Annotated in this window: 21 protein-coding genes; 11 read left to right on the forward strand and 10 right to left on the reverse strand. The window is 60.3% G+C overall.

Annotated features, from left to right (window positions below):
- The first annotated feature begins 138 nt into the window (after positions 1 to 138).
- From O9K64_RS07970 to O9K64_RS07980, 3 genes are all read left to right on the forward strand, one after another.
- Positions 139 to 429 (forward strand): hypothetical protein, encoded by a 291-nt coding sequence (locus tag O9K64_RS07970; RefSeq protein ID WP_275097547.1) that lies wholly within the window; start codon positions 139 to 141, stop codon positions 427 to 429.
- A gap of 25 nt (positions 430 to 454) precedes the next feature.
- A complete protein-coding gene (locus O9K64_RS07975; protein ID WP_335342254.1) occupies positions 455 to 1546 on the forward strand; it encodes an agmatine deiminase family protein in 1092 nt (363 codons plus the stop codon).
- Positions 1547 to 1647: 101 nt separating this feature from the next.
- Positions 1648 to 2562, forward strand: coding sequence for a carbon-nitrogen hydrolase (locus O9K64_RS07980; RefSeq protein WP_275097550.1), 915 nt, complete (start codon positions 1648 to 1650; stop codon positions 2560 to 2562).
- Positions 2563 to 2574: 12 nt separating this feature from the next.
- On the opposite strand, the gene O9K64_RS07985 is transcribed toward O9K64_RS07980, so the two are convergent.
- From O9K64_RS07985 to O9K64_RS07995, 3 genes are all read right to left on the reverse strand, one after another.
- Positions 2575 to 2811, reverse strand: coding sequence for a segregation and condensation protein A (locus tag O9K64_RS07985; RefSeq protein WP_275097551.1), 237 nt, complete (start codon positions 2809 to 2811; stop codon positions 2575 to 2577).
- Positions 2812 to 2855: 44 nt separating this feature from the next.
- Complete coding sequence (locus O9K64_RS07990) at positions 2856 to 3734, reverse strand: phosphoribulokinase (protein WP_275097552.1); 879 nt, start codon at positions 3732 to 3734, stop codon at positions 2856 to 2858.
- A gap of 126 nt (positions 3735 to 3860) precedes the next feature.
- Complete coding sequence (locus O9K64_RS07995) at positions 3861 to 5315, reverse strand: aminoacyl-histidine dipeptidase (RefSeq protein WP_275097553.1); 1455 nt, start codon at positions 5313 to 5315, stop codon at positions 3861 to 3863.
- Positions 5316 to 5466: 151 nt separating this feature from the next.
- On the opposite strand from O9K64_RS07995, the gene O9K64_RS08000 reads away from it, so the two are divergent.
- From O9K64_RS08000 to O9K64_RS08020, 5 genes are all read left to right on the forward strand, one after another.
- On the forward strand, positions 5467 to 6303 hold the full coding sequence (locus tag O9K64_RS08000) for a Rossmann-like domain-containing protein (protein WP_275097554.1): 837 nt from the start codon (positions 5467 to 5469) through the stop codon (positions 6301 to 6303).
- 111 nt (positions 6304 to 6414) lie between these two features.
- A complete protein-coding gene (locus tag O9K64_RS08005; RefSeq protein WP_275097555.1) occupies positions 6415 to 7215 on the forward strand; it encodes a universal stress protein in 801 nt (266 codons plus the stop codon).
- A 126-nt stretch (positions 7216 to 7341) separates the two neighbouring features.
- Positions 7342 to 8169, forward strand: a complete 828-nt coding sequence (locus tag O9K64_RS08010; RefSeq protein ID WP_275097556.1) for a transglycosylase SLT domain-containing protein — start codon at positions 7342 to 7344, stop codon at positions 8167 to 8169.
- A 73-nt stretch (positions 8170 to 8242) separates the two neighbouring features.
- Positions 8243 to 8617 (forward strand): 4a-hydroxytetrahydrobiopterin dehydratase, encoded by a 375-nt coding sequence (locus O9K64_RS08015; RefSeq protein ID WP_420493160.1) that lies wholly within the window; start codon positions 8243 to 8245, stop codon positions 8615 to 8617.
- A gap of 125 nt (positions 8618 to 8742) precedes the next feature.
- Positions 8743 to 9666: a TauD/TfdA family dioxygenase gene (locus O9K64_RS08020; RefSeq protein WP_275097558.1), complete on the forward strand. Its 924-nt coding sequence runs from the start codon at positions 8743 to 8745 to the stop codon at positions 9664 to 9666.
- A gap of 25 nt (positions 9667 to 9691) precedes the next feature.
- On the opposite strand, the gene O9K64_RS08025 is transcribed toward O9K64_RS08020, so the two are convergent.
- From O9K64_RS08025 to O9K64_RS08035, 3 genes are all read right to left on the reverse strand, one after another.
- Entirely contained in the window at positions 9692 to 10636 is a 945-nt protein-coding gene (locus tag O9K64_RS08025; RefSeq protein WP_275097559.1) for a DUF3179 domain-containing protein, read from the reverse strand.
- Positions 10637 to 10920: 284 nt separating this feature from the next.
- Entirely contained in the window at positions 10921 to 11367 is a 447-nt protein-coding gene (locus tag O9K64_RS08030; protein WP_275097560.1) for a DMT family transporter, read from the reverse strand.
- Between the two features lie 44 nt (positions 11368 to 11411).
- Positions 11412 to 12884, reverse strand: coding sequence for a PLP-dependent aminotransferase family protein (locus tag O9K64_RS08035; protein ID WP_275097561.1), 1473 nt, complete (start codon positions 12882 to 12884; stop codon positions 11412 to 11414).
- 103 nt (positions 12885 to 12987) lie between these two features.
- Between O9K64_RS08035 and O9K64_RS08040 the strand changes: the two genes are divergently transcribed.
- Positions 12988 to 13650 (forward strand): pyridoxamine 5'-phosphate oxidase family protein, encoded by a 663-nt coding sequence (locus O9K64_RS08040; RefSeq protein WP_275097562.1) that lies wholly within the window; start codon positions 12988 to 12990, stop codon positions 13648 to 13650.
- On the opposite strand, the gene O9K64_RS08045 is transcribed toward O9K64_RS08040, so the two are convergent.
- Together O9K64_RS08045 and O9K64_RS08050 are read right to left on the reverse strand one after the other, a co-directional pair.
- A complete protein-coding gene (locus tag O9K64_RS08045; RefSeq protein WP_275097563.1) occupies positions 13631 to 14608 on the reverse strand; it encodes an HDOD domain-containing protein in 978 nt (325 codons plus the stop codon). The genes O9K64_RS08040 and O9K64_RS08045 overlap by 20 nt on opposite strands.
- 268 nt (positions 14609 to 14876) lie before the next feature.
- Positions 14877 to 15170, reverse strand: a complete 294-nt coding sequence (locus tag O9K64_RS08050; protein ID WP_275097564.1) for a hypothetical protein — start codon at positions 15168 to 15170, stop codon at positions 14877 to 14879.
- Between the two features lie 310 nt (positions 15171 to 15480).
- Here O9K64_RS08050 and O9K64_RS08055 point away from each other — a divergent pair, with 310 nt between their 5' ends.
- On the forward strand, positions 15481 to 16158 hold the full coding sequence (locus tag O9K64_RS08055; RefSeq protein WP_275097565.1) for a Crp/Fnr family transcriptional regulator: 678 nt from the start codon (positions 15481 to 15483) through the stop codon (positions 16156 to 16158).
- A 179-nt stretch (positions 16159 to 16337) separates the two neighbouring features.
- Here O9K64_RS08055 and O9K64_RS08060 read toward each other — a convergent pair whose 3' ends face one another.
- Entirely contained in the window at positions 16338 to 18374 is a 2037-nt protein-coding gene (locus O9K64_RS08060; RefSeq protein WP_275097566.1) for an NADPH-dependent 2,4-dienoyl-CoA reductase, read from the reverse strand.
- Positions 18375 to 18709: 335 nt separating this feature from the next.
- Here O9K64_RS08060 and O9K64_RS08065 point away from each other — a divergent pair, with 335 nt between their 5' ends.
- The gene (locus O9K64_RS08065; RefSeq protein ID WP_275097567.1) at positions 18710 to 19696 is read left to right on the forward strand and encodes a GlxA family transcriptional regulator; all 987 of its coding nucleotides are present in this window, start codon (positions 18710 to 18712) and stop codon (positions 19694 to 19696) included.
- On the opposite strand, the gene O9K64_RS08070 is transcribed toward O9K64_RS08065, so the two are convergent.
- Positions 19674 to 21935, reverse strand: a complete 2262-nt coding sequence (locus O9K64_RS08070) for a DUF1631 family protein (RefSeq protein WP_275097568.1) — start codon at positions 21933 to 21935, stop codon at positions 19674 to 19676. The two genes, O9K64_RS08065 and O9K64_RS08070, sit on opposite strands and share 23 nt — an antisense overlap.
- Between the last annotated feature and the right edge of the window lie 59 nt (positions 21936 to 21994).

A 21994-nucleotide genomic window follows, 5' to 3' on the forward strand; every position in this document is an offset into this window, starting at 1 on the left:
CCGAAAGCCGCTCCCAGCCATCCAAGGCTTCCGCGGCATAAATCCATCCCTGGATAAAAAAACACCTTTGTGTTTCGGGAACTAGATCAAAATGCTATATTTTACTTTAGAGAATAAGAGGACAGGAGTTCCAATATCATGAAACCCATTTCAACACTGTTGCTGGTTGCTGCGCTCTCGTCCGTCACCCCGTTGGCATCAGCCGATGTGCTCTTGCTCGATGCCATCGAGCAGGCTCCCGCCAACAGCAGCGAGGGCTTGGTGCGTCCTCGCGCCGGACAGACCATGGACGCGGTTCGCGCCCGGTTCGGGGAGCCCGAAAAAGAGCTGCCCTGGGTCGGCGAGCCGCCGATTACCCGCTGGGTCTATGCCGATTTCACCGTCTACTTTGAAAACGAGTACGTGATCAACACGGTCGTTCACCGCTGATCTGTCAGGCACCGGCCAATCGCCGGTGCCGCTCCAATGGGACCACACACCCTTGACATCCGAGTATCTCCTGCCTGCCGAGTGGGCGAACCAATCCGCGATCATGTTGACCTGGCCACATCGGCAGACCGATTGGGCCGACCATCTTGCCGAGGTTGACCAGGTCTACCTCGCCATCAGCCGGCAGGTCACCCGCTTCCAGCGGCTGCTGATCGTCTGCCAGAACGAGCGACATCATAAGCTCATCAGCGGGAAGCTTGCCGCAGCGGGAATTGCTCCCGAACGGTTGCACTTCGCCATCGCCCCCTCCAACGACAGCTGGGCCAGGGACCACGCGCCATTGACCTGTATCGGCGAGAAAGGTGCCTTGTTGCTGGATTTCCAGTTCAACGGCTGGGGCGGAAAGTATCCGGCCGAATTGGATACCCGGATCAATCAGCAGCTGTTCCGTGCCGGGGTATTCGCCGCAACCGAACAGCGCAGCGTACCCCTGGTGCTCGAAGGGGGGGCCGTGGAGACCGATGGGCTGGGGACGCTGCTGGCCACCCGCAGTTCGGTCCTGACCCGCAGCAGGAATCCCGACCTGACGGCAGACCAGGTGGAGTCCATACTCTCCCAGCAGCTGGGATTCGATCGCTTCCTGTGGCTGGAGCATGGTCATCTCTCCGGCGACGACACCGACGGCCATATCGACACCCTGGCCCGGTTTGCCGACCCGGCGACCATCCTCTACGCCACGGCAACCGCGGAAGATCCCGACTATCCGGAGCTGGAGGCCATGGCCGCCGAACTACGCGCCTTCAGACAACGGGATGGGCAACCTTACCGGCTGATAGCACTGCCACCGATTCCGCCGATTTTATCCAAACAGGGCGACCGCCTGCCGGCGGGCTATGCCAATTTCCTGATCATCAACGGCGCGGTACTGCTCCCGGTGTATAATATTCCACAGGATGCGGCGGCGATCCGCGCGCTGCAGGCCTGTTTTCCGCAGCGTGAGATTATCCCGATCGACTGCCTGCCGTTGATTCGCCAGAACGGCAGCCTGCACTGTATCACCATGCAGTTTCCCGCACAGGTGACATTGTCCCCCGCGGAAGCGTCGTTGCCGGCCTGAACAGCGGGGTTGTGGGCGCCGATCCAATGCGGTTAAATCAGTACAGACCCGTTGCGCCCCGTTTGCTCAGGGGCATAGAATCCAGCCTTGAATCCATAGCCATGAATAGCAGAAAAGCCATCAAGATCGCCCTGATCCAGCACCCCTGCAGCAGCAACCGGGATGACAATCTGGCCCTTATCAGTGAGCGGATACGCCGGGCAGCCACGGCGGGTGGTCAGCTGGTGTTGCTGCAGGAGTTGCACAACACCCCCTACTTCTGCCAGACGGAAGAGACCCGGCTGTTTGATCTGGCGGAGCCAATTCCCGGCCCCTCGACCGAACTTTTCAGCGCCCTGGCCGCGCAACTGGGCGTGGTGATCGTCAGCTCGCTGTTCGAGAAGCGTGCCGCCGGCCTCTATCACAATACCGCGGTGGTGTTCGACAGCGACGGACGCCTGGCCGGACGCTATCGAAAGATGCATATCCCGGACGATCCCGGCTTCTACGAGAAATTCTACTTCACCCCCGGTGATCTGGGGTTCCGGCCGATCGATACCAGCCTCGGCAGATTGGGTGTGTTGGTGTGCTGGGATCAGTGGTACCCGGAGGCGGCCCGACTGATGGCCCTGGCCGGTGCCGAACTGCTGCTCTACCCCACCGCCATCGGCTGGGATCCGGGCGACAGCGAGGAGGAACAGAAGCGGCAACGCGACGCCTGGGTCACGGTGCAGCGGGGGCACGCTGTCGCCAACGGTCTGCCGGTGGCGGCCTGCAACCGGGTCGGCCATGAAGCGGACCCATCGGGCCACAGCCAGGGGATCCGCTTCTGGGGTAACTCGTTCATCTGTGGGCCCCAGGGCGAGCTGCTCGGGGAGGCGGGCGTCAACGAGGATATCCTGCTGGTGGATGTCGATCTGCGGCGCAGCGAGTCGGTGCGGCGCATCTGGCCTTTTCTCAGGGATCGCCGGATCGACAGCTTTGCCGATCTGCAGCGGCGCTATATAGACGAGATCATAGAAGAGATCGACGAGTAAGTTACCTAGCCCCTACTCCGGGTCCTTGCCCTTGCCCAGGTCAAACGGCACCACCGTCGAGGTGGGGCGTTCATCCGCATAGTAGGGACGCTGTGCCGTAACGCCCGCCTCCTCACCCAGCTCTTTTTCCCGCGCCGTAATCAGTCCCAGGCAGAGCCTTACATCCTGAATCGTCTCATCGGTCAGGGGGTGCCGCATACCCGGCGGCGGCGTGGTGTCACGGATGACCGCGGTCAGCACCTTGCGCATCGCCTCGAGTATCGCCCGGTCTTTGCTGTTGTCGGTAGTGATAATCAGAACTCCTCTAGCTGACGCCGCCGTTCCATCATCTCATGCACCAGGGGGTTCAACAACAGCTCCATGGCGAACTCCATCTTGCCGCCGGGCACCACCAGGGAGTTGCGCCGTGACATGAAGGCACCCTCAATCCGTTTCAGCAATATGGAGAAGTCATGCTTCCTGGGTTCGCGGAAGCTGATCACCACCATGCTCTCGTCACTCCCCGGCACATCCCGGGCATCGAACGGGTTGGAGGTATCCACCAGGGGGATGCGCTGGAAGTTGATGTCGGTATTCGAAAACTGTGGGGTGATGTAATGGACATAGTCGTGCAGCCGGTGCTGGATGGCGGCGCGTACCGCATCCAGGGTGTAGCCCCGGTTCCTGATATCCGTATGAATCTTCTGAATCCACTCCAGATTGACAATGGGCGCGACGCCCAGAGTCAGATCCACATGCTGCAGTATATCGACACCGGGGCCGGCGAATGCGCCGTGCAGGCCCTGATAGACCAGCAGGTCCAGATCCGGCGGCAGCGACGTCCAGGGGGTAAAGGTACCGGCCTCCTGTTGGTGCTGTATCGCCTGTTCCTCGGTATGCAGGTAGTGTCTGTACTCGCCGGTGCCGTGGGATGAGAACTCCCTGAACAGGGATTCCAGCAGGTCCAGCCGATTGCCCTCGGGGCTGAAGTGGCTGAGATAGCGGCCATCGGCACAGGCCTCTTCGACCTGCCGCGCCATCTCGTCCCGCGCATAGCGGTGAAATGCGCCGCCATCCACGATCAGGTGGCTGATCTTCTCACGCCAGGCAATATGGCTGAATACATCACTCACCCGGTTCGAACCAGAGCCCGATGAACCGGTGATGACAATAATGGGATGTTTAGTAGACATTGCGAAACCGTAATACACCACCGCGATTGATGCAATGCGCCATACATTCAATTTTTCTTATGCACCAGACCGCCACTACTTATGGATATCGCCCTGTTTTATAGATACTTTTCAGTTTGCGACCGATTATTGAAGACGCGCCAGTGTGGCCACCAACAGGTCCCAGAACCGCTGCACCGAGGGGATATGCATGCACTCATCCGGGGAATGCGGATAGCGGATGGTGGGGCCAAAGGAGATCATCTCGAGACCGGGATAGCGCCCGCCGATGATGCCGCACTCCAGGCCGGCGTGGATGGCGCCGATCTCGGCCGGGGTGTCAAAGATGTCCTGGTAGGCCTGGCGCATGGTCTGCAGCAGCGGCGAATGCGGATTGGGTTTCCAGCCGGGGTATTCCCCATCGATCACGGTTTCCGCACCGACCAGCCGAAACAGCGAGCGGTGAACCGCGCACAGCGCATCCCGGGCCGAGTCGATGGAGCTGCGGATCAGGCTTTTGATTTCGATGCGGCCGTCGCTCACTCGCACAATGGCCAGGTTGGTGGAGGTCTCCACCAGCCCGGGCATGCTGTCGCTCATGCGCAGCACCCCGTTGGGGCAGGCCATCAGGGCATCCAGCAGTTGTTGCTGCAGGCTCCCCGGCAGCCACTGGTCGGCGGTTGCATCCGCCTGCAGCTCCATCGCAAGATCAGGCTCCACCGCCGCGAGCTCCGATGCCATCGCCGCCCAGCGGGTCTCGAGCAGCCCTTTCAGGTCGGCCGCACGCGAGGCCGGCACATGGAACACACCGGTCGCCTCTCGCGGTATGGCATTGCGCATGTTGCCTCCGTTGAAGGCGCACAGCCGGATAGCACATTCCGCCTCGGCAGCGGATAACAGTCGCGCCAGCAGCTTGTTGGCATTGCCCCTGCCCCGGTGGATATCCACCCCGGAGTGCCCCCCCTTGAGCCCGCTCAGTTTGAGCCGATAGCCGAGCCACCCGCTGGCGACGCGCTCGGCCGGGTAGGAGAGCGAGCTGGTGGCATTGGCGCCACCGGCACAGCCGATACAGAGGACCCCCTCATCCTCCGAATCCATGTTCAGCAATATTTCCCCCTGGAGCAGATCGGGCCGGACACCGAATGCACCGGACATGCCGTCTTCTTCGTTACTGGTGAACAGTGCCTCAAGCGGGCCGTGCTTGAGTTGGCGCGACTCCAGCACGGCCAGGGTCGCCGCCACGCCGATGCCGTTATCCGCCCCCAGGGTAGTGCCGGTTGCCTTGACCCACTCCTGCTCAATGCGCACCCAAATCGGATCCCGGGTGAAATCGTGCAAGGTATCGGCATTGGCCTGCGGGACCATATCGAGATGCCCTTGAAGAATCACGCCGGGTGCCGACTCCATGCCGGCCGAGGCCGGTTTTCTGATCAGGATATTGTCCGCCGGGTCCCTGATGGTCTGCAGTCCCAGGCGCTCACCCACCTGTATGACGTAGTCCTGTACCGCCGCCTCATGATGCGACGGTCTGGGTATTTGGGTCAGCTGGTAAAAATGTCTCCAGACGGGCTGAGGCAGGAGTTGTGAAATTGCATCATTCATGGGAGACAACGATCCAAGGGATGGGCCAGGATTGGCGGGATTATGGTATCCCCCGACATTCCCGGGGGCAATCGCCATACGCTCCAATTTCACCCCTCACGCACCGACTGGACCATCTATAGTTAAGAAAACCAATGCCGGGTCACACTCAATGCCGTATCTCTCCAACTATCGTCGACTGATCAAACGGATCGACAACGCCCTCCGGCTTCCGCCCATCGCCCGGGTATTGCTGCCGGTCGCCGATGTGGCCGAGGATATCAAGGATAATTTCGGTTTCGTGGTCCTGAGCGACGGCAGCACCGGCCCCTTTTATAGCTGCCTGGGCGACACCCTGGAATGGCTTCGCCAGAACGCGCACCACTCCATCGCGGAATCGCCTTCCGAAATCGCCCGCGGGCTGGACGGAATCGACCTGCCGCGTAGCGCCCTGGCACTGGGAGCGTTCAATGCCCTCAGCCAGTACCTGATGAAGCGTGCCGGTTTTGATCCGACCACCGCCGGCAAGCCGGACGACGGCGACCGGCCCGAGGGTCGGATCGGAGTGGTGGGGTTCTTCAGACCCCTGGTTGAACGCTATCTGGCCCGGGGCACGGAGGTCATCGTGATCGAGCAGCAGCCGGAACGGGTACCACCGGAGTTGGGGCTGGAGCTGTTCACCACACCACAGGCACTGGCCCGCTGCGACACCGTTCTGTGTACCGCGTCGACCCTGATCAACAACAGCATCGAGTCGATTGTCGAGGCGGCCGGCGACCCGGCGAAGATCCACCTGATCGGACCCAGCGCCAGCGGACTTCCCGATCTGCTGTTCGATCTGGGCATCCGCTCCAGCGGCGGGGTGATCATCGACCGGCCGCGCGATCTTGAACGCGCCATCGCCCAGGGTGGCTCCTGGGGCGATTGCGGACGCAAGTATCAGCTGGACCGGGAGTATTATCCGGGACTCGATTCCCTGCTGCGGACGGCCTGCCGAGAGGCCGTGTGAGCGGCGTTCGCACAGCCCGCCCGTCCACTGGCAACATGGCCGTCGCGGCGAGTGCGGTGGCCACGCGCCAGCCGTTGTCAGCCTCCCTTACACCAAACAGGTAACCGTACCATGACGACCACGCAATCCGTCGGCTATCACAGTATCGTGGCCCTCTATTCGCCAACCGTGAGCGAACAACCGGCCGCCCTGCGGGCGACCAATGTCGCCAGCAAGCTCCACAGCCAGGTCACGTTGGTCCATATCACCCCGTCCGGCAGCGCTGTCGAAGCGCTGGCGGCGGCCATGGATCGGCTGCTGGCGGAGAATGCGGAGATCACGGCGGCTAAAAGTACCCAGGGGAATTTGCTGCAGCTCGCCCGCCTGGCAAACGCGGTGAATGGCGACCTGGTGGTCCTGGACAATGTCGGGTACGCACAACTGCAGCCGCTGCTTCAGGCCGGCGATGAAACCATGCCCGAGCAGACCGAGTGCGACGTCCTGGTGGTGCACGCCAACCGCCCGCCCGATGACTACCGGCATATCGTGGTTGCCGCCGACCTCAATGACCAGGGGCTGATGACCATCTACAAGGCCGTGCGAATGGCCAAACGCTACAATGCCCGGTTGACCCTGCTGAACGTGGTGGACAATTTTACCGCGGGAAAGGATGAAGAGAGCGCGGCGAAAAATCTCCGCATGCGGGGCCTGGAGGCCTTCACCTCGGTCATCGAGGGGCTGGAAGTGGAGCAAGAGGTGGTGGTGACTGCGGGGCCGGTCGATCAGGCGGTGGCCGACTACTCGGCCCGGCAGCAGGCCGGGCTGATTGTCATCGGATCGTACAAATTGGAAGGCCTCCACATCCTGCTGGGCGCCACCGCGAAGCGCGTGATCGAAACCGCAAACTGCGATGTATTGGTGGTACACGAATAGCGGAGGGTGTTGTCAGCGAATTTTACACTGGGCCGTTCCTGAATCTCCGGTGAATAATTAACCAGTTGATATTAATGATTAATTGACGGATGGAATAATATTTGCCTAGTGCATGGGTATCGTCATGTGGGTGAATACGCCATGCACTACCGGGCCTCTTCGGTTCTTTTATTACTTCTGCTGACGCCACTCTTCTGCGCGGCGGAGAAGCCGCGGCAAGCGGGCGACATGCGCCAACTGGCGCTGCGCTATGAGCATGGCCGCGGGGTGGAACAGGACTACCAAAAGGCGTTCCGGCTCTACTGCCTGGCGGCCGACCGGGGGGACTCCGAGGCCTACTACGCGCTGGGCTGGATGCATTTCAATGGCCGCTGGGTTGCACAGGACCCGGCGGTGGCTGCCGGGTGGTTTGAAAAAGCCGCCGCGGCCGGCGATCCCATGGCTGCCAGGATGCTGACCCGGCTGTCCGGCGTAGCGCCCCGCCGGGACCACCGGTGCAGTAGCCTGCCGCTGGAAGCACAGCCGGATCGACAGCAGATTGAGCACTGGGTGCGGGCCTGGGCACCTGCCTACGGTCTCGACGCCGACCTGGTGCTGGCAGTGATCCGGGCCGAGTCCAATTTCAATCCACAGGCCCGCTCTTCAAAGGACGCCCGGGGGCTGATGCAGCTTATTCCGGCCACTGCGCGACGCTTCGGTGTGAGCGATGTCTGGGACCCCTCACAGAACATGCACGGTGGCATGGCCTATCTGCAATGGCTGGTACGGCACTTTGAAGGGGATGTGCCCCTGGTTCTGGCCGCCTACAATGCCGGGGAGAACGCGGTGAAGAGCTATCGTGGGGTACCGCCCTATCGAGAGACCCGGAACTATGTTAAACGCATCACCCGCAATTATCGCAAGGCGGTCCATCCGGTGATCGGCAATCCCGTCCTCAGCGCGATCAGCTACTGAATCGGCCCGTTCAGATATACTTGGTGTAGTGAACCCTGGCGTTATTACTCACAGGTGACAGCGAGGTGTAACGATGACACAGGCACAGGAAAGGTCGGGACCATTGCAGGAAAGACACTGCAGCGTCTGCAACCCGCAGACCCCGCCACTGTCGGAGGCACAGTGCAGGGAGCTGTTGGCACGGCTCTCCCCGGAATGGCAACTGCTCGGTTCAACCCAGGCCATTGCACGGGAGTTCCGCTTCAAGAACTTTTACCAGACCATCGCCTTCGTCAATGCCGTGGCCTGGATAGCCAATGGCGAGGACCACCATCCCGACCTGGAGGTCGGGTACAACCGCTGCAAGGTAAGTTACAGCACCCATGCGATCAAGAATCTTTCGGAAAATGATTTTATTTGCGCGGCCAAGATTGATGCGCTGTTCCCAATGCTGGAACAGGATGGTTAGCGGGAATTATTGCCATAATTCACCATCTGAACCGATACCGTGAGGGCTATTCGGTGCGGGCGACTGGCGGCATGTGTTAGTAATTGCTAATATTTCGCCAATATGACCCCGACGGTACTCCGCAGATGCCCCATACAGCCGTAGCCGAAAATCCGCTTGCAACACCTTTCAGTCTGGCGAATGAAGCGCTTTACCAGAGTTGGCGGTCCAGGAAACTGGCGGACTACCCCGCTTCCCTGGAGGCGCTGCTGGTACCGGTCAGGGATCCCCGCCAACTGACCCGCGCAGAGTTCGAGGCCATCAGCCAACGGGTGCGCAAGGCCAATATGGCCATCTATATCAGCGAGACCGGGAGTGATCCGGACCCCGAGATCCCGCTCTCGCTGGGACGCCAGTTCGGCGCCCGGCACCTGAACCACAACTGGCTCTCGGATGACACCGGCCTGACCTCGCTGAAAGTCGCCGCGGACGGGATCAGACAGCAGTACATCCCCTACTCCAATCGCCCCATCAAATGGCACACGGACGGCTATTACAACCGCCCGGACGAGCAGATCCACTCGCTGATCCTGCACTGTGTGCAGAGCGCCGGCAGCGGCGGTGAAAATGCCCTGCTCGATCACGAAATCGCCTACATCCTGCTGCGGGACCAGGATCCCGCCTTCATCACGGCGCTGATGGGCCCGGAGGTGATGACCATCCCGCCGCGCCTGAACCAAGGCGAGGTGGCCCGGCAGGAAGAGATCGGACCGGTCCTGTCGATCATGCCCTGTGGCAACCTGCATATGCGTTATACCATACGCACCCGGCATGTCATCTGGTCCGATGACCCGCTCACTCGCCGGGCACTTGATGCCCTGAGCGAGATCCTCGCCAGTGACTCACCCTATATCTTCCGCGGCCGGTTGGAGCCGGGCATGGGCCTGATCAGCAACAATATCCTGCATGACCGTACCGCGTTTCGGGATGATGAGCAGGGTGTGCGCCACCTCTACCGGGCGCGTTATTATGACCGGCTGCGGGATACCGGGATCGACCAGTACCGTTGATCAGAGTCCGTCGTGCCTGACCCGATCAGGGACGGAACACCTCGGTGTCGGGATGGAAGGCATACCAGGCAAACCAGTAGGATTGGATCACCGGTATCTCTCCGCCTTGCGAATCGAAAAAACGGGCACTCTGACTGGCAGGATTGTAGCGTATGGTAAAGGCGCGGCCTGCAAACCGATCCCGGATCTCGCCTTCGGCACGACTCAGTTCGGCAACCGGGTAGGCCTTGAAGCGACCGTCAATCTCCAACCCGAAAACCTGCTCCTTGGGATGGTAGCGTGGGTCCTGCTGTTTGACCGGGAAGTAGATCCCTTCACTGGATTCATAACCGGCGTAGGGGTCCCGGTCATAATCCCGGACATGCCCGGTGGCGCGTGACAGAACCAGTGTTGCGGGATGCTGCGCGCGCCACTCCGACCAGTTTGTCGTCATTAACGGCAGCACCTCCAGCCGGGTGCCATTCATCTCTCCGGTGACCGCGCGGGCCAGCAGTTGCGACCAGAGCGAGTCCGTTTTCCGGTCATAGAGCAGCACGTCGCTGTTATAGAGCAGACCCGACACACCAAACTGCAAGGTCTCACCGGACACGCGCGCGGAAAAGGCCACACCACTGCCGCAAAGCGGGCAGTAGGTGATCACCACGGGCTCATCGGCAAACCGGTCATTGACGATTTCGTGCCAGTTCATGATCGCAATGGGATAAGCCTTGGCGATGCCGTTCAGGTTCAGTCCGAGCACTCGCTCCTCGGGCCCGAGATCATGGGCCTCCCCGGCCTGCAAAAACCTGGGGTGGTCGATTGCCGGAATGCCGTCTTTGGGTGGTCCACCCGAGTGGATCTCACGCAGCGGAATCGAGGCCTGATCCGCGGCAATCTCGAATCCGCCAATCCGCTCGGCAGTGGCGGAGAACGGCAACAGCAGGAAAATCATCAGCTTGAAGTCAAGGTACCGGCGTAACAGGCGAAACATCGGTGCGCCTCTCTGGTGCGGAAGGAAGAGTTTAGGCCATTTCTGTCAAACGAAGTACCATCTTGCTTGTCTTTTCGTCCGTCTACGGCGTTGCGCCAAGGGTCACATGGGCCCAGCTATGCTCCCCTTGGTGCGCCTTGCAGACAAACGAAAAATTCGCCGCAATCGGGTACTTCGTGTTCCGGCAATGGCCTTATCCGGGTTCTGCCGGCGCATGCGCGGAGACCCTCATCAGATAGAGACCGCGTCACGGAGCGATTTATTGCAGCGATGCCCTGTTGCTATCAACTACGCACCGTCAGCCACACCCCCAGCAGCATGATCAGCATGCCGGCAATCTTGCGGAGATCGAGTTCCCGCACCTCGGCCCCGAGCAAACCAAAGTGATCCAACAGGGCGCCGACAATGAACTGGGCGGCGACTAGCAGCGTGAAGGCGGTGACCAGTCCGAGTCTCGGCACACTGAAGCCGATCGAGGCGACAATAATCAGACCGGCGGCGCCGGAGAGATAGGCGTACCAGGGGATGGTATGCCATATCGACAGGTTGCCACCACGCAGAAACAGCATCGTCAGGCCGATCAGCAGGCCGCCCCCGCCATAGGTGATAAACACACTCTCCAGCGTCCCCATGCCGCGGTCGAGCAGTGCCATCAGCTGGGCCTGCAGCGCCACGGCAATGCCGCCGATCACCGCAACGCCGGAGAGTAGCAACAGATTAGATGACATCATGATCCCCTTGTCGGTTGTTAATTTTTAGAAGCACTGCCGCCCCTTCACCGGAGCGCGGCGAAAACCCGCCGCAATCGGGCTATGCCCGGCGCGATGCGCGCTTCCGGGATGCCGCCATAACCGAACAACAGCCCCAACCGCCCGGGTGGTCGCTGGTAGAGGGGTGAAACCGGATAGACCCCCACCCCGGCCGCCCGTGCCGCTGCAATCAATGTGGATTCCCCCGCCGCCAAGGCGTCCTCCCTGAACCAGACCAGCAGATGCAGACCGGCATTGGTGCCGTGCAGCTCGATCTCCGCGCCGAACGCCTGGTGCAACGCGTCGATCAGCGCGCGGCGTCGCCCCTGGTAGCGTTTGCGCATGCGCCGCAGGTGACGCTCATAATGACCCTCGCGGATAAACGCGGCCAGCACCCGCTGTTGGTGGGTCGCGGTATGGCGGTCACAGAGCCAGCGCAGGCCGACAAACGGCTCGACCAGATTGCCGGGCAGGATGACGTAACCGATGCGCAGGGCGGGAAACAGCACTTTTGAAAAAGTGCCGACATAAAGGGTGCGCCCCGCCGGGTCGAGCCCCTGCAGCGCGGGGATCGGCCGCCCCGCATACCGGAACTCCCCGTCGTAGTCATCCTCCAGGATAAATCGGTTGTGCTGTTCCGCCCACTCCAGCAACGCCAGTCGCCGGGGGAGGCTGAGGATCGAGCCGGTCGGGAACTGGTGAGAGGGGGTGACGTAGATCAACCCGTTGGCACTGCCCGGATCGGGAAACTGTCCGACCTTGATCCCCGCCAGATCCACCGGTACCGGAACCAGTGTGGCGCCGGTTGCCTGAAACGCCGTGCGTGCCCCTGGATAACCCGGTTCCTCCACTATCACCTGGCTGTCGGGAGAGAGGAACATCCGGGCCAGAATATCCAGCGCCTGTTGAGAACCGTTGACTATGCACACCTGTCCCGGATCGCAGTCACATCCCCTGCCGGCGCCGGCATACTCGGCAATGATTTCACGCAGGACGGGCTCGCCCTGGGGGTGGCCATACTGATGCACGCTGTGCGTGAACAGGTGGCCGCTGAGGCGGCGCCAGATCCGCGCGGAGAGCGGATCCACCTCGACATCCCCATAACGGAAATCATAGTCGAGGGCGCGGGTGGGTAGCGTCCCGGGTTGTGCCCGGGCTTGCCAGTAGGCCAATGCGATATTGGCCTGTTCCGTCAGCCGGACCGCGGAAACGGTTTCGCCACGCCGCCTGGCCGCCGCCAGACCGGTTCTCACATCTGCGGTTGCAAGATGATCCGCCACCCGGGTGCCCGCGCCGACCCGGCCGACGATAAAGCCCTCGGATTTCAACTGGTCGTATCCCTGCAGAACCACATTTCGGGACACCCCCAGACTGTCCGCGAGCAGCCGGGAGGCGGGTAGCCGCTCCCCTTCCCTGAGGCGGCCAGCGAGGATCTGCTGCTTCAATGAGCGGTAGACCTGCATATAGAGCGCACCCTCGCCATCCAGTGTCAGCAACATCGCCCCCAATATTGGTACCAATAAAAAACCATTAATTGGATCTTTTACAAGGTCCATTAGTCAATGATCATAGCTCAAGTTCACTGATTATGGAGCATAAAAAATGACCAGCAACACTCCCGGCAGACACCGCATACAGCGACACAAGGAACGTGGCCATTATGACCCGGAAACCATCCATGCAATTCTCGACCAGGGCAAGATCTGTCACGTCGGTTTCCACCTGGAGGGCCAGCCGTTTGTGATCCCCATGGCCTATGCCCGCCAGGGTAATGCGCTGATCCTGCATGGGGCTCCCAATTCACGGCTGCTCCGGCAACTGGCCGGCGGCATGCCGGCCTGTGTGACGGTGACCCACCTGGATGGTCTGGTACTGGCGCGCTCGACCTTTCACCATTCGCTCAACTTTCGCTCCGTGGTGGCATTCGGCACCGCCAGGCCGGTGCTTTCCCTGGAGGAGAAACAGGCGGCGCTGGTCGCACTGACCGAGCACCTGGCCCCCGGCAGAACGGCGCTGGCCCGGGCCGCCACGGATCAGGAGGCGCAAGCGACCCAGGTGGTCCGGTTTGAAATCGAGGAGGCGTCGGCAAAGATCAGAAGCGGCCCACCGCTGGATAATCCCAAGGATGTGCCGCTGGATGTCTGGGCGGGGGTGGTTCCGATCCACAGCATTGAGGCCGAGCCGATTCCCGCGCCGGACCTGAAGCCCGAGCTAAGGACCTGTCAGCCGGGACCGACAGCCGCGGTCAAAGCACCAGTTCCGTGAGTTGCTGAAACAGCGTAAGTATTGGTTGCAGGGTCCGGTCCGGCAGTGCGTGGGACTCGCTGCCGGCCGGTTTCTGATCGAGATAGGTATGTGCCAGCGCGTCGGCCTGACGCAGCAGCGCCAGCGGTTCGGATGCCGGTGCCGGGCCGTGGTGGCCGGCGGTCAGGGTTATCAGCGCCTCCGGGAGCTGCCACGCCTCGAACAGCCGGGCCCCGAGTTGCGCGTGGCTGACACCCAACCGCTCCACCTCCAGTTCGGCCCCTTTATCGCCACAGTTCCGACGATGAATCACCTCCACATACTCAATCGGCATCAGCTGCAAAAACAGCAACTTGCCGATATCATGCAACAACCCGGCAACGAACAGATCGCCGGCCGATCCCAGTCGCTGCTGTTCCGCCAGTATGCGGCAGGCGCAGGCAGTGAACAGGGCGTGGCGCCAGAAACTGTTCATGTCCATCAGATCGGGGCGGATGCCGAAAAACAGGCTCTTGACCTCGGTCGAGATCAGCAGGGCCCAGAGGTCGAACGGCCCCACGCGCAGGATGGCATCCTCCACCCGGGTGATCTGCTTCCCCGCACCGTAATACGCGGAGTTTCCCAGCTGAAGCGCCCGCGCGGTCAACCCCGGATCGGTCTCAAGCAGTTGTATGATGCGCTCGATGCCGGCCGTCTCCGACTCGAGTTCTTTATAGACCTCAATCAGCACATGCGGCAGCGATGGCAATTTTGCGTGCTTGATCAACCAGCCCGGCAGGTCGGTTTCACGCTCCTTTTTCAACCTGGCGTTCGCCAGGTCACGGACATCCCGGGCCCCCTGATCCCAGGCATCCACGGCATCCTGACAGAAGGAGCAGATACCCAGCCGGGTGGATTCATCCTGGCGCAGCCAGTGCATACCCTGATCAATGGAAGAGGCGATGTACCGATGGGTTCTGCCGCAGCTGATACAGATCATACCGCCCTCCTCCGGCGATGGTACTGAGTTAAACCATGAATTAAAAAACCGGCCGTTCAGCTTATCGGCCCATAGCATACAAGCAGCCGCAGTATAAACACAGCCTTTTGGTTTCGCTATGTGGGTCGCGTGCCGAGGGGTTGGAATCAGGCCGGGCATATACGCGTCGGGATAGCGTAATTCCTCGGGACGCAGGCGTTTCTGGTGGGAGGGACTCAGTCGGAAACGGGGTGCCAGTGGGCGCCCCGTAGCGGTCCGCTGTCGTCGTTCAGCGTCCCATGCCGAACGGAATGGCGATCATTACGTATTCATGGCCGCCATAGTTGAAGCTTTTCCAGGGCTCGTCATCCCGCAAGGCCACCTTGACCAGGTTGATCGCCTGCTGGTGGCGGGGATCACAAATCTCGCCCTGTTCATCCACCAGGTAGGCCTCAAAGTGCATGGGACAGGTGTTGACATGAAGGGTCGCCAGCAGCTGGCTTGGTATCCCGGTCTCATCGCCATCGAGAAAATCGACCGGCTCCCAGCAATCATCGGGAATCTGGATGACGGCATCATCCATCTCACTGGATGCATCGTGCTGTGCTATGGGGAGGGGGGAGATAAATGTAGAGGCCTCGTTTGCGACTGAAAAAATCATACGTGCAGACATATCACAATGCTCCATAGTATTCGCCTTTGATCACGGCCAGCTTCAGAACCCGGGCAAAACGGCACACAGACGAAACGGACCGGCATCTCTCATCTTACTGTTTTTATTATAAAATACTTGTAATAAGCGTAATATCAGCTTAGATACTTCATTCCCTTGTGATCTGCTATCATAACAACTCATTTCTCTGTTTTCTGTCATTCAGATGACATTTGGAGCCATGGAATCCCTGGAACAGTTTCTTGGCACGAGCCCCTGGATGGAGAGCCTGACGCCTGCCCAGCAGCAGCTGGTCAGGGGCACGCTGTATGAGAAGCACTACGATGCCGGGGATATCGTCTGCCGTAAAGGATCCCCCTCTGAAGAGTGGGTAGGCATTATCGAAGGCCTGGCCAAGATCTCCTGTGAATCCCACACCGGCAAACAGATCTCCTTTATCACCGGCATCCCGTCCGGCAGCTGGTTTGGCGAGGGCTCGCTGCTGAAACGCGAGCCGCGGCGCTACGACATTGTGGCATTACGCAAATCCCGCATCGCCTTCATGCCGGCACGGACATTTTTCACCCTGCTGGAAGAGAGCATCGGCTTCAACCGTTTCCTGCTCACCCATTTCAACGAGCGCCTCGGCCAGTTTATCGGCTACATGGAATATGACCGTTTCCTGTCACCGGAAGCGCGGGTTGCCCGCTCCCTCGCCTCCATGTTCAACCATGAACTCTATCCCGGCATGCATTACAAGCTGGAGATCTCCCAGGAGGAGCTGGGCAATCTCTCCGGCATCTCCCGCCAGCGGGTCAATCAGGCGCTGCATGTGCTGCAGTCGGAGAAGATCGTCGACGTGAAGTACGGCGCCATTACCATACTGGATATCGATGCGTTGAAATCTTTTGAGGCGTAACCGCGCTCCTCATAACTCAAGGTTGGAGTCCAGTTCAAGACGCCGGGCGGGCCACCCCCTTTCCGGGACACACTGTGAATACGTCCCTGTACGCTCGGCGTCGGCATCCCTGCCTCCGACGGTTCCGGAAAGGGAATAGCCCGCCCTGAACGACGCCTTTTGAACTTCGAAACTCGCGCTCATAATACCGCGGCCAGCTCCGCGCCATCACGAATCGCCCGTTTCGCATCCAGCTCACCCGCCAGTTTGGCGCCGCCGATCAGGTGTGCGCTTACCCCCTGCTCCCGCAACGCCTCATAAAGCCCCGTTCGCGACTCCTGACCGGCGCAGATGATGACATTATCCACCTCCAGCAACCGCAGCCTGTCATCGACCAGGAGATGCAACCCCTGATCGTCGATCCGCTCATACTGAACCCCCGCCCACAGCTCCACCTGGCGGTGCTTCAGGGTGGCGCGGTGGATCCAGCCGGTGGTCTTGCCCAGACCGGCTCCGGGTTTGCTCGCCTTGCGTTGCAGCAGATAGATCTTTCTGCCCGGCACCATCGCCTCCCGTTGCACCCCGGCAACACCGCCTCGGGCGGACAGGCTCTTGTCTATGCCCCATTCGCCGAGAAACGCGTCGACCGCCTCCTCCGGGGGCGTCGCCGTCTCCGCGTGCGTGAGGTACTCGGCGACATCAAAGCCGATCCCCCCGGCACCGACGATGGCCACCCGCTCACCGACCGGTTTGCGCTCGCGCAGCACTTCGATATAGCTCAGTACCTTGGGGTGGGAGATACCGCTGATTGCCGGGGTCCGGGGCAGGACACCGGTGGCGATCACCACCTCGTCGTAGGCGGCGGCCAGCAGTGTCTCCACCGTCACCTTCCGCCCGGCGTGCAGGGTCACCCCGGTCAGCTCGATCTGGCGGGTGAAATAGCGCAGGGTCTCGTCGAACTCGGCCTTGCCGGGGATGCGCCGGGCCATATTGAACTGACCGCCGATCCGGCTATCGGCCTCGAACAGGTGCACCTCGTGACCGCGGCCGGCGGCCAGGGTCGAACAGGCCAGGCCGGCCGGTCCCGCCCCCACCACGGCGATGCGTTTGCGTCGCTCGGTGGGGGGATAGTTGAGTTCGGTTTCGTAGCAGGCCCTGGGGTTGACCAGACAGGTGGCCCGCTGATGGGAAAAGATATGATCGAGGCAGGCCTGGTTACAGGCGATGCAGGTGTTGATCTCATCGGCCCGGCCCTGCGCCGCCTTATGTACGAACGCGGGATCGGCCAGCATCGGCCGGGCCATCGAGACCATGTCGGCGTCGCCCCGCGCAATCACCGCTTCCGCCACCTCCGGGGTGTTGATCCGGTTGGTGGTGATCAACGGGATCCCCACCTCGCCCTTGAGGCGTCCGGTGACCCAGGTGAAGCCCGCGCGGGGGACCATGGTGGCGATGGTTGGGATACGTGCCTCATGCCAGCCGATGCCGGTATTGATCAGGCTGGCGCCAGCCGCCTCGATCGCCCGCGCCAGGGCGACCACCTCCTCCCAACTGCTGCCCTGTTCAATCAGATCCAGCATCGACAGCCGGAATATGATGATGAACTCCCGGCCCACCGCGGCCCGGATGCGTTTCACCACCTCCACCGGCAGGCGCATGCGATTCGGATAGGCGCCGCCCCAGGCATCGTTGCGCCGGTTGGTGTGGGTGACCAGAAATTCGTTCAGAAAGTATCCCTCGGAACCCATCACCTCCACGCCGTCGTAGCCGGCGCGCTGTGCCAGGCGGGCACAGCGGACAAACCCGTCAAGCTGTTTGCGTATCCCCCGGGCCGAGAGTGCGTGGGGTTTGAATGGCGTGATGGGTGACTTCACCGCCGAGGGTGCCACGTTGATCGGCGTGTAGCCGTAGCGGCCGGCATGCAGGATCTGCAGGCAGATCCGCCCCCCCTCCCGGTGCACCGCGTCGGTCACCAGCCGGTGGCGGCCGAGTTCAAGCCGATTGGTCAGTTTGGAGGCGAACGGCGACAGCCAGCCGGCCCGGGTCGGGGCAAAGCCGCCGGTCACCATCAGTCCGGCGCCGCCCCGCGCCCGCTCGGCAAAGTAGGCCGCCAGCTTGGGGAAATCCGCCTTTTTATCCTCCAGTCCGGTATGCATGGAGCCCATCAGGACGCGGTTTTTCAGGGTGGTGAATCCGAGGTCGAGCGGTTCAAGCAGATGGGGATAAGGGGTTGTCATGATCGGGGTTGTAACCTTGCTTGGCGGAAAGAAACAGTGTAGTAACTACTCACGGGGTGATTGGCCCGCCTTGCCGGCCTCACACGATGGCTTATCTCCTCGAATCCGGCCCCATTTTCAGCGCCTGCCCAAACTCGCTTCGCTCAAACAAGGGCAGGCTTGAATCTGAAAAAGGAGCCGGATTCGAGGCGCCATCAAGATCGGCCAACAAGGCAGGCCAATCACTTACAGACCGGGCGAGTAGTTACACTGTGCAAAGAATTGCATCCTTGGCTGCTCTGTGCAATTGTCACTTATGACAATTTACTGGCGATTAATGCCATGACGGCTGCCCGATGAAAAAAATCACCCTGTACTGCTTTGATTATGCCTTCTCCTCCGTCATCACCGGGGTACTGGATCTGTTCAGCTTGGTCGGGGTTACCTGGAACAGGATTCAGGAAACCACTTCAGCTCCGTGCTTCCAGGTACAACTGGCGTCACAGGATGGTCATGCGGTTCGCTGTCTGAATCGCCTCTCGCTGCAGCCGGATGCCGCCATCACGGCAATAAGCGAGAGCGATATCATATTTATCCCGCCCATCGGTGCCGATATCGACAGGACGCTGGAAAACAATGCCGCGGCCATCACCTGGCTGCGGGAGATGCACGGCAACGGTAGCCAGATTGTCAGCAGCTGCACCGGCAGTTTTCTGTTGGCTGAAACCGGCCTGCTGGATGGTAAGCGGGCGACCACCCACTGGGGCTATGTGGAGCGCTTCCGCGAGCGTTACCCGCGGGTAAGACTCAGGCCGGAACAGCTCATTACCAACGAGATAGATCTGTTGTGCGCCGGGGGCGGCAGCGCCTGGCTGGACCTCTCCCTGTTTCTCGTTGAACAGCACTTCGGGCATGACGTTGCGGTGCAGACCGCCAAGGCGCTGGTAATCGAGAGGAAGCAGCACTCCCAGGCGCCGTACACTACCAGCCAGGACCAGAAGTACCACCAGGATGCAGCGGTCCTCGCCGCCCAGCTGTGGATGGAGGCTCACCTGGCGGAGAAGATCAGTATCGATCGGCTGGGTGAACGCTTTGGCATGAGTTCCCGAACCTTCAAGCGACGGTTCAAGCAGGCGACGGGGGATACGCCCCTCGCCTACCTTCAGTCACTGCGGATAGAGATGGCGAAAAAAATCCTGGAATCCAGCCGGATGCCGGTTGAACTAGTTACCCAGAGTGTAGGTTATGAAGACAGCAGTTCGTTTATGAAGTTGTTCAAGCGTAAAACCGGTATCTCACCCCAGCATTACCGTAACGCATTCAGTCACCAACAGCGGAGATAGCCTTCCCGGCCCGCAACAGACTGTAGATCCTCTTCAGGGTCTGATCAACGAACGGGTACCGGTTGGGCGTAATAATGCGTACTGTCCCGTTGTCCAGCCGCTTGACCAGCTCATCCGTGGACAGCATAAAGGCCTTGAAGCCGAAGCGATCGATGAACATGTGATTATTGGTTATCGGGCTATACCAGGACTTCTTGACGCGAAGCAGCTTACCATCCGGCGCGGTGAATTCAAACCAGGTGCCGATATCGCTTTTTTGCACCTCCACCCGGTATGCCACTAATCTTTTCGAGTGCGCCGTTTCCTCAGCATGAACATTGGCAACCGTGTCGGAACGGACGGCCACCGTCTCAACGGCTACCGCCACCCTCCCCTGCAGGAGTCCCTGGACCGCCTCACGCAGGGCGATATACTCCGAAGGAGTGTTATCGCCGAGAAATTCGAGCCCCGACTCGATATTTTTCCTCAATCCCGGCCAGGCATGCTTCAGCCACTCCCCCGTGCGGGCATCCACATAGGCGTTATTCAGTTTGATGATACTGTTAATCACCATCAGGACCGTTCGCCACTGTCTTTGTTGTTCGATCTTCTGATCCCGCAACAGCAGCAGGGTCATGTAGTTTTTCCAGACCGAGGACAGAAAGCCCCAGAGAACCGGCTGGAACCGCACCCCGGCGCATTGCTGTCGCAAGACCGCATCGGCGCGCAATCGGGAATACTCCAGCCGGTCCTTGCCCTGAGTGGCCTCCCTGGTCCGCTCCTCGAGTATTTTTGTTTTATGTTCCAGTGCCTGCAGGTGATCGAGGAACTCGTCATGGAACTTTTCAAATATTGAAACGTCATCCTTGAAATCACCCATGATGGTCTGAATCATGTCACGCATGGTGTGATAAATACCTGCGTCAAGACTGTTTTCATCGACCCAACGGCGACCGCCATTCACTACCAGATTCAGCAGTTTTCTGGCGATATGCTCAGGATTGGACAGGAACTCCTGATCGAGAATAGCCACTTTCAGGTACGGCGTGTGCAGGTGACAAATCAGCGCCTTGGTGATACTGGCCAGATCCTGATCGTCAAGCACATGTTCGAACAGCATGCCGACCAGTTCTATGGTATCCAGATCGGCAGTCGGGATGGTATTGGTATCCAGGCTCCTGTAGATGACCTCCCGTTCATCGGCAATCCGCTGTTGCAGGTAATCAATCGTTGCAACGTTGCGATCGGCCGCCGTCGCCGCAGCCGCCGTGGCGGTTGCATACAGGCCCATGTCCAAATGCCTTGGCGTATCGAGCTGGTTGATCGCCCGCACCAGATCCGGCTTGCTTCTGAGCTGTGCCAGGTTGCCGCCCGGACGATATTCCGGATGGTTTTTAAAGCGCGGGTCGGTTTTGAGCCGCTCCGTCAATAGCGAAAGTATTGACCGGAAAACCTCCGCCCCGATGGCAAAATCCTTATTGGTCAACGGCGCGCTACGGACAGCCGGCAGAAACTCCGTATCGGTTGAGCTTCGCGCTTTTGTCTCGGTCGATACCCGCCTGTGGCGCTTCTCCGATTTGCCTTGGATCAGGCTAACCATGGGGGTCAGATTGGGGTAGATTCCGGCATCGGAAAACAGGCGGTTGATCTCCACATACAATGTGCCGACATTCCCCAGCACACGCTTCTCGAACAGGACGTAGAGTATGAGCAGCAGCTTATGCTCCAGGGCAAAATCGGCCGCGACGCTCTGGAAGGTTATCGCGAGATGGTCTGGACTGGCGGGAATATCGGGTCGTGCGAGTCTCCTGCCCTGGCGGATAACCGCCAGCCGTTGGCCAAGCTGATAGAGTGACTGGTAATGTTTATTTTTCGATTTCTCGATCATCGCCTGGGTGGCGATGTGCACCTCCAGGTCATTATCATCAACTATGCCGATCAGACCGGCACTATCCGTCTCGATAATCGGTTTGGGGTAGTGAATCGGCCGGCCGCTGATAAACTCCCCGAAACCTGTTGTCAGGGTGTCGAAGTAGTTCCGCGTGACGACCCCGCTCAGGTTGCGTATATGACTGATGGCGTCAAAAAAACGCACCTGGGCGTTATCCGTTTCCGCTTTGCTGGCGAAATCGATCATCGTGGGCTCGACCTCGGAAAACATCCGGGCGAGGCTGTTCTTCAGGTGATCCCGCGTCGCCGATTCGTAATCGGTCACCAGTTGTCGGTACTTTGGCAAAACATCGGCTGACACTCTATTCATGCCAAATCACGCGCCACCCTACCTCGGGTATCTGAATGGAGGGAGGAATTGTGCAGGAA

This window comes from Sedimenticola hydrogenitrophicus (genome assembly GCF_029017505.1).
In the GTDB taxonomy this organism is placed as follows: Bacteria; Pseudomonadota; Gammaproteobacteria; order Chromatiales; family Chromatiaceae; genus Sedimenticola; species Sedimenticola hydrogenitrophicus_A.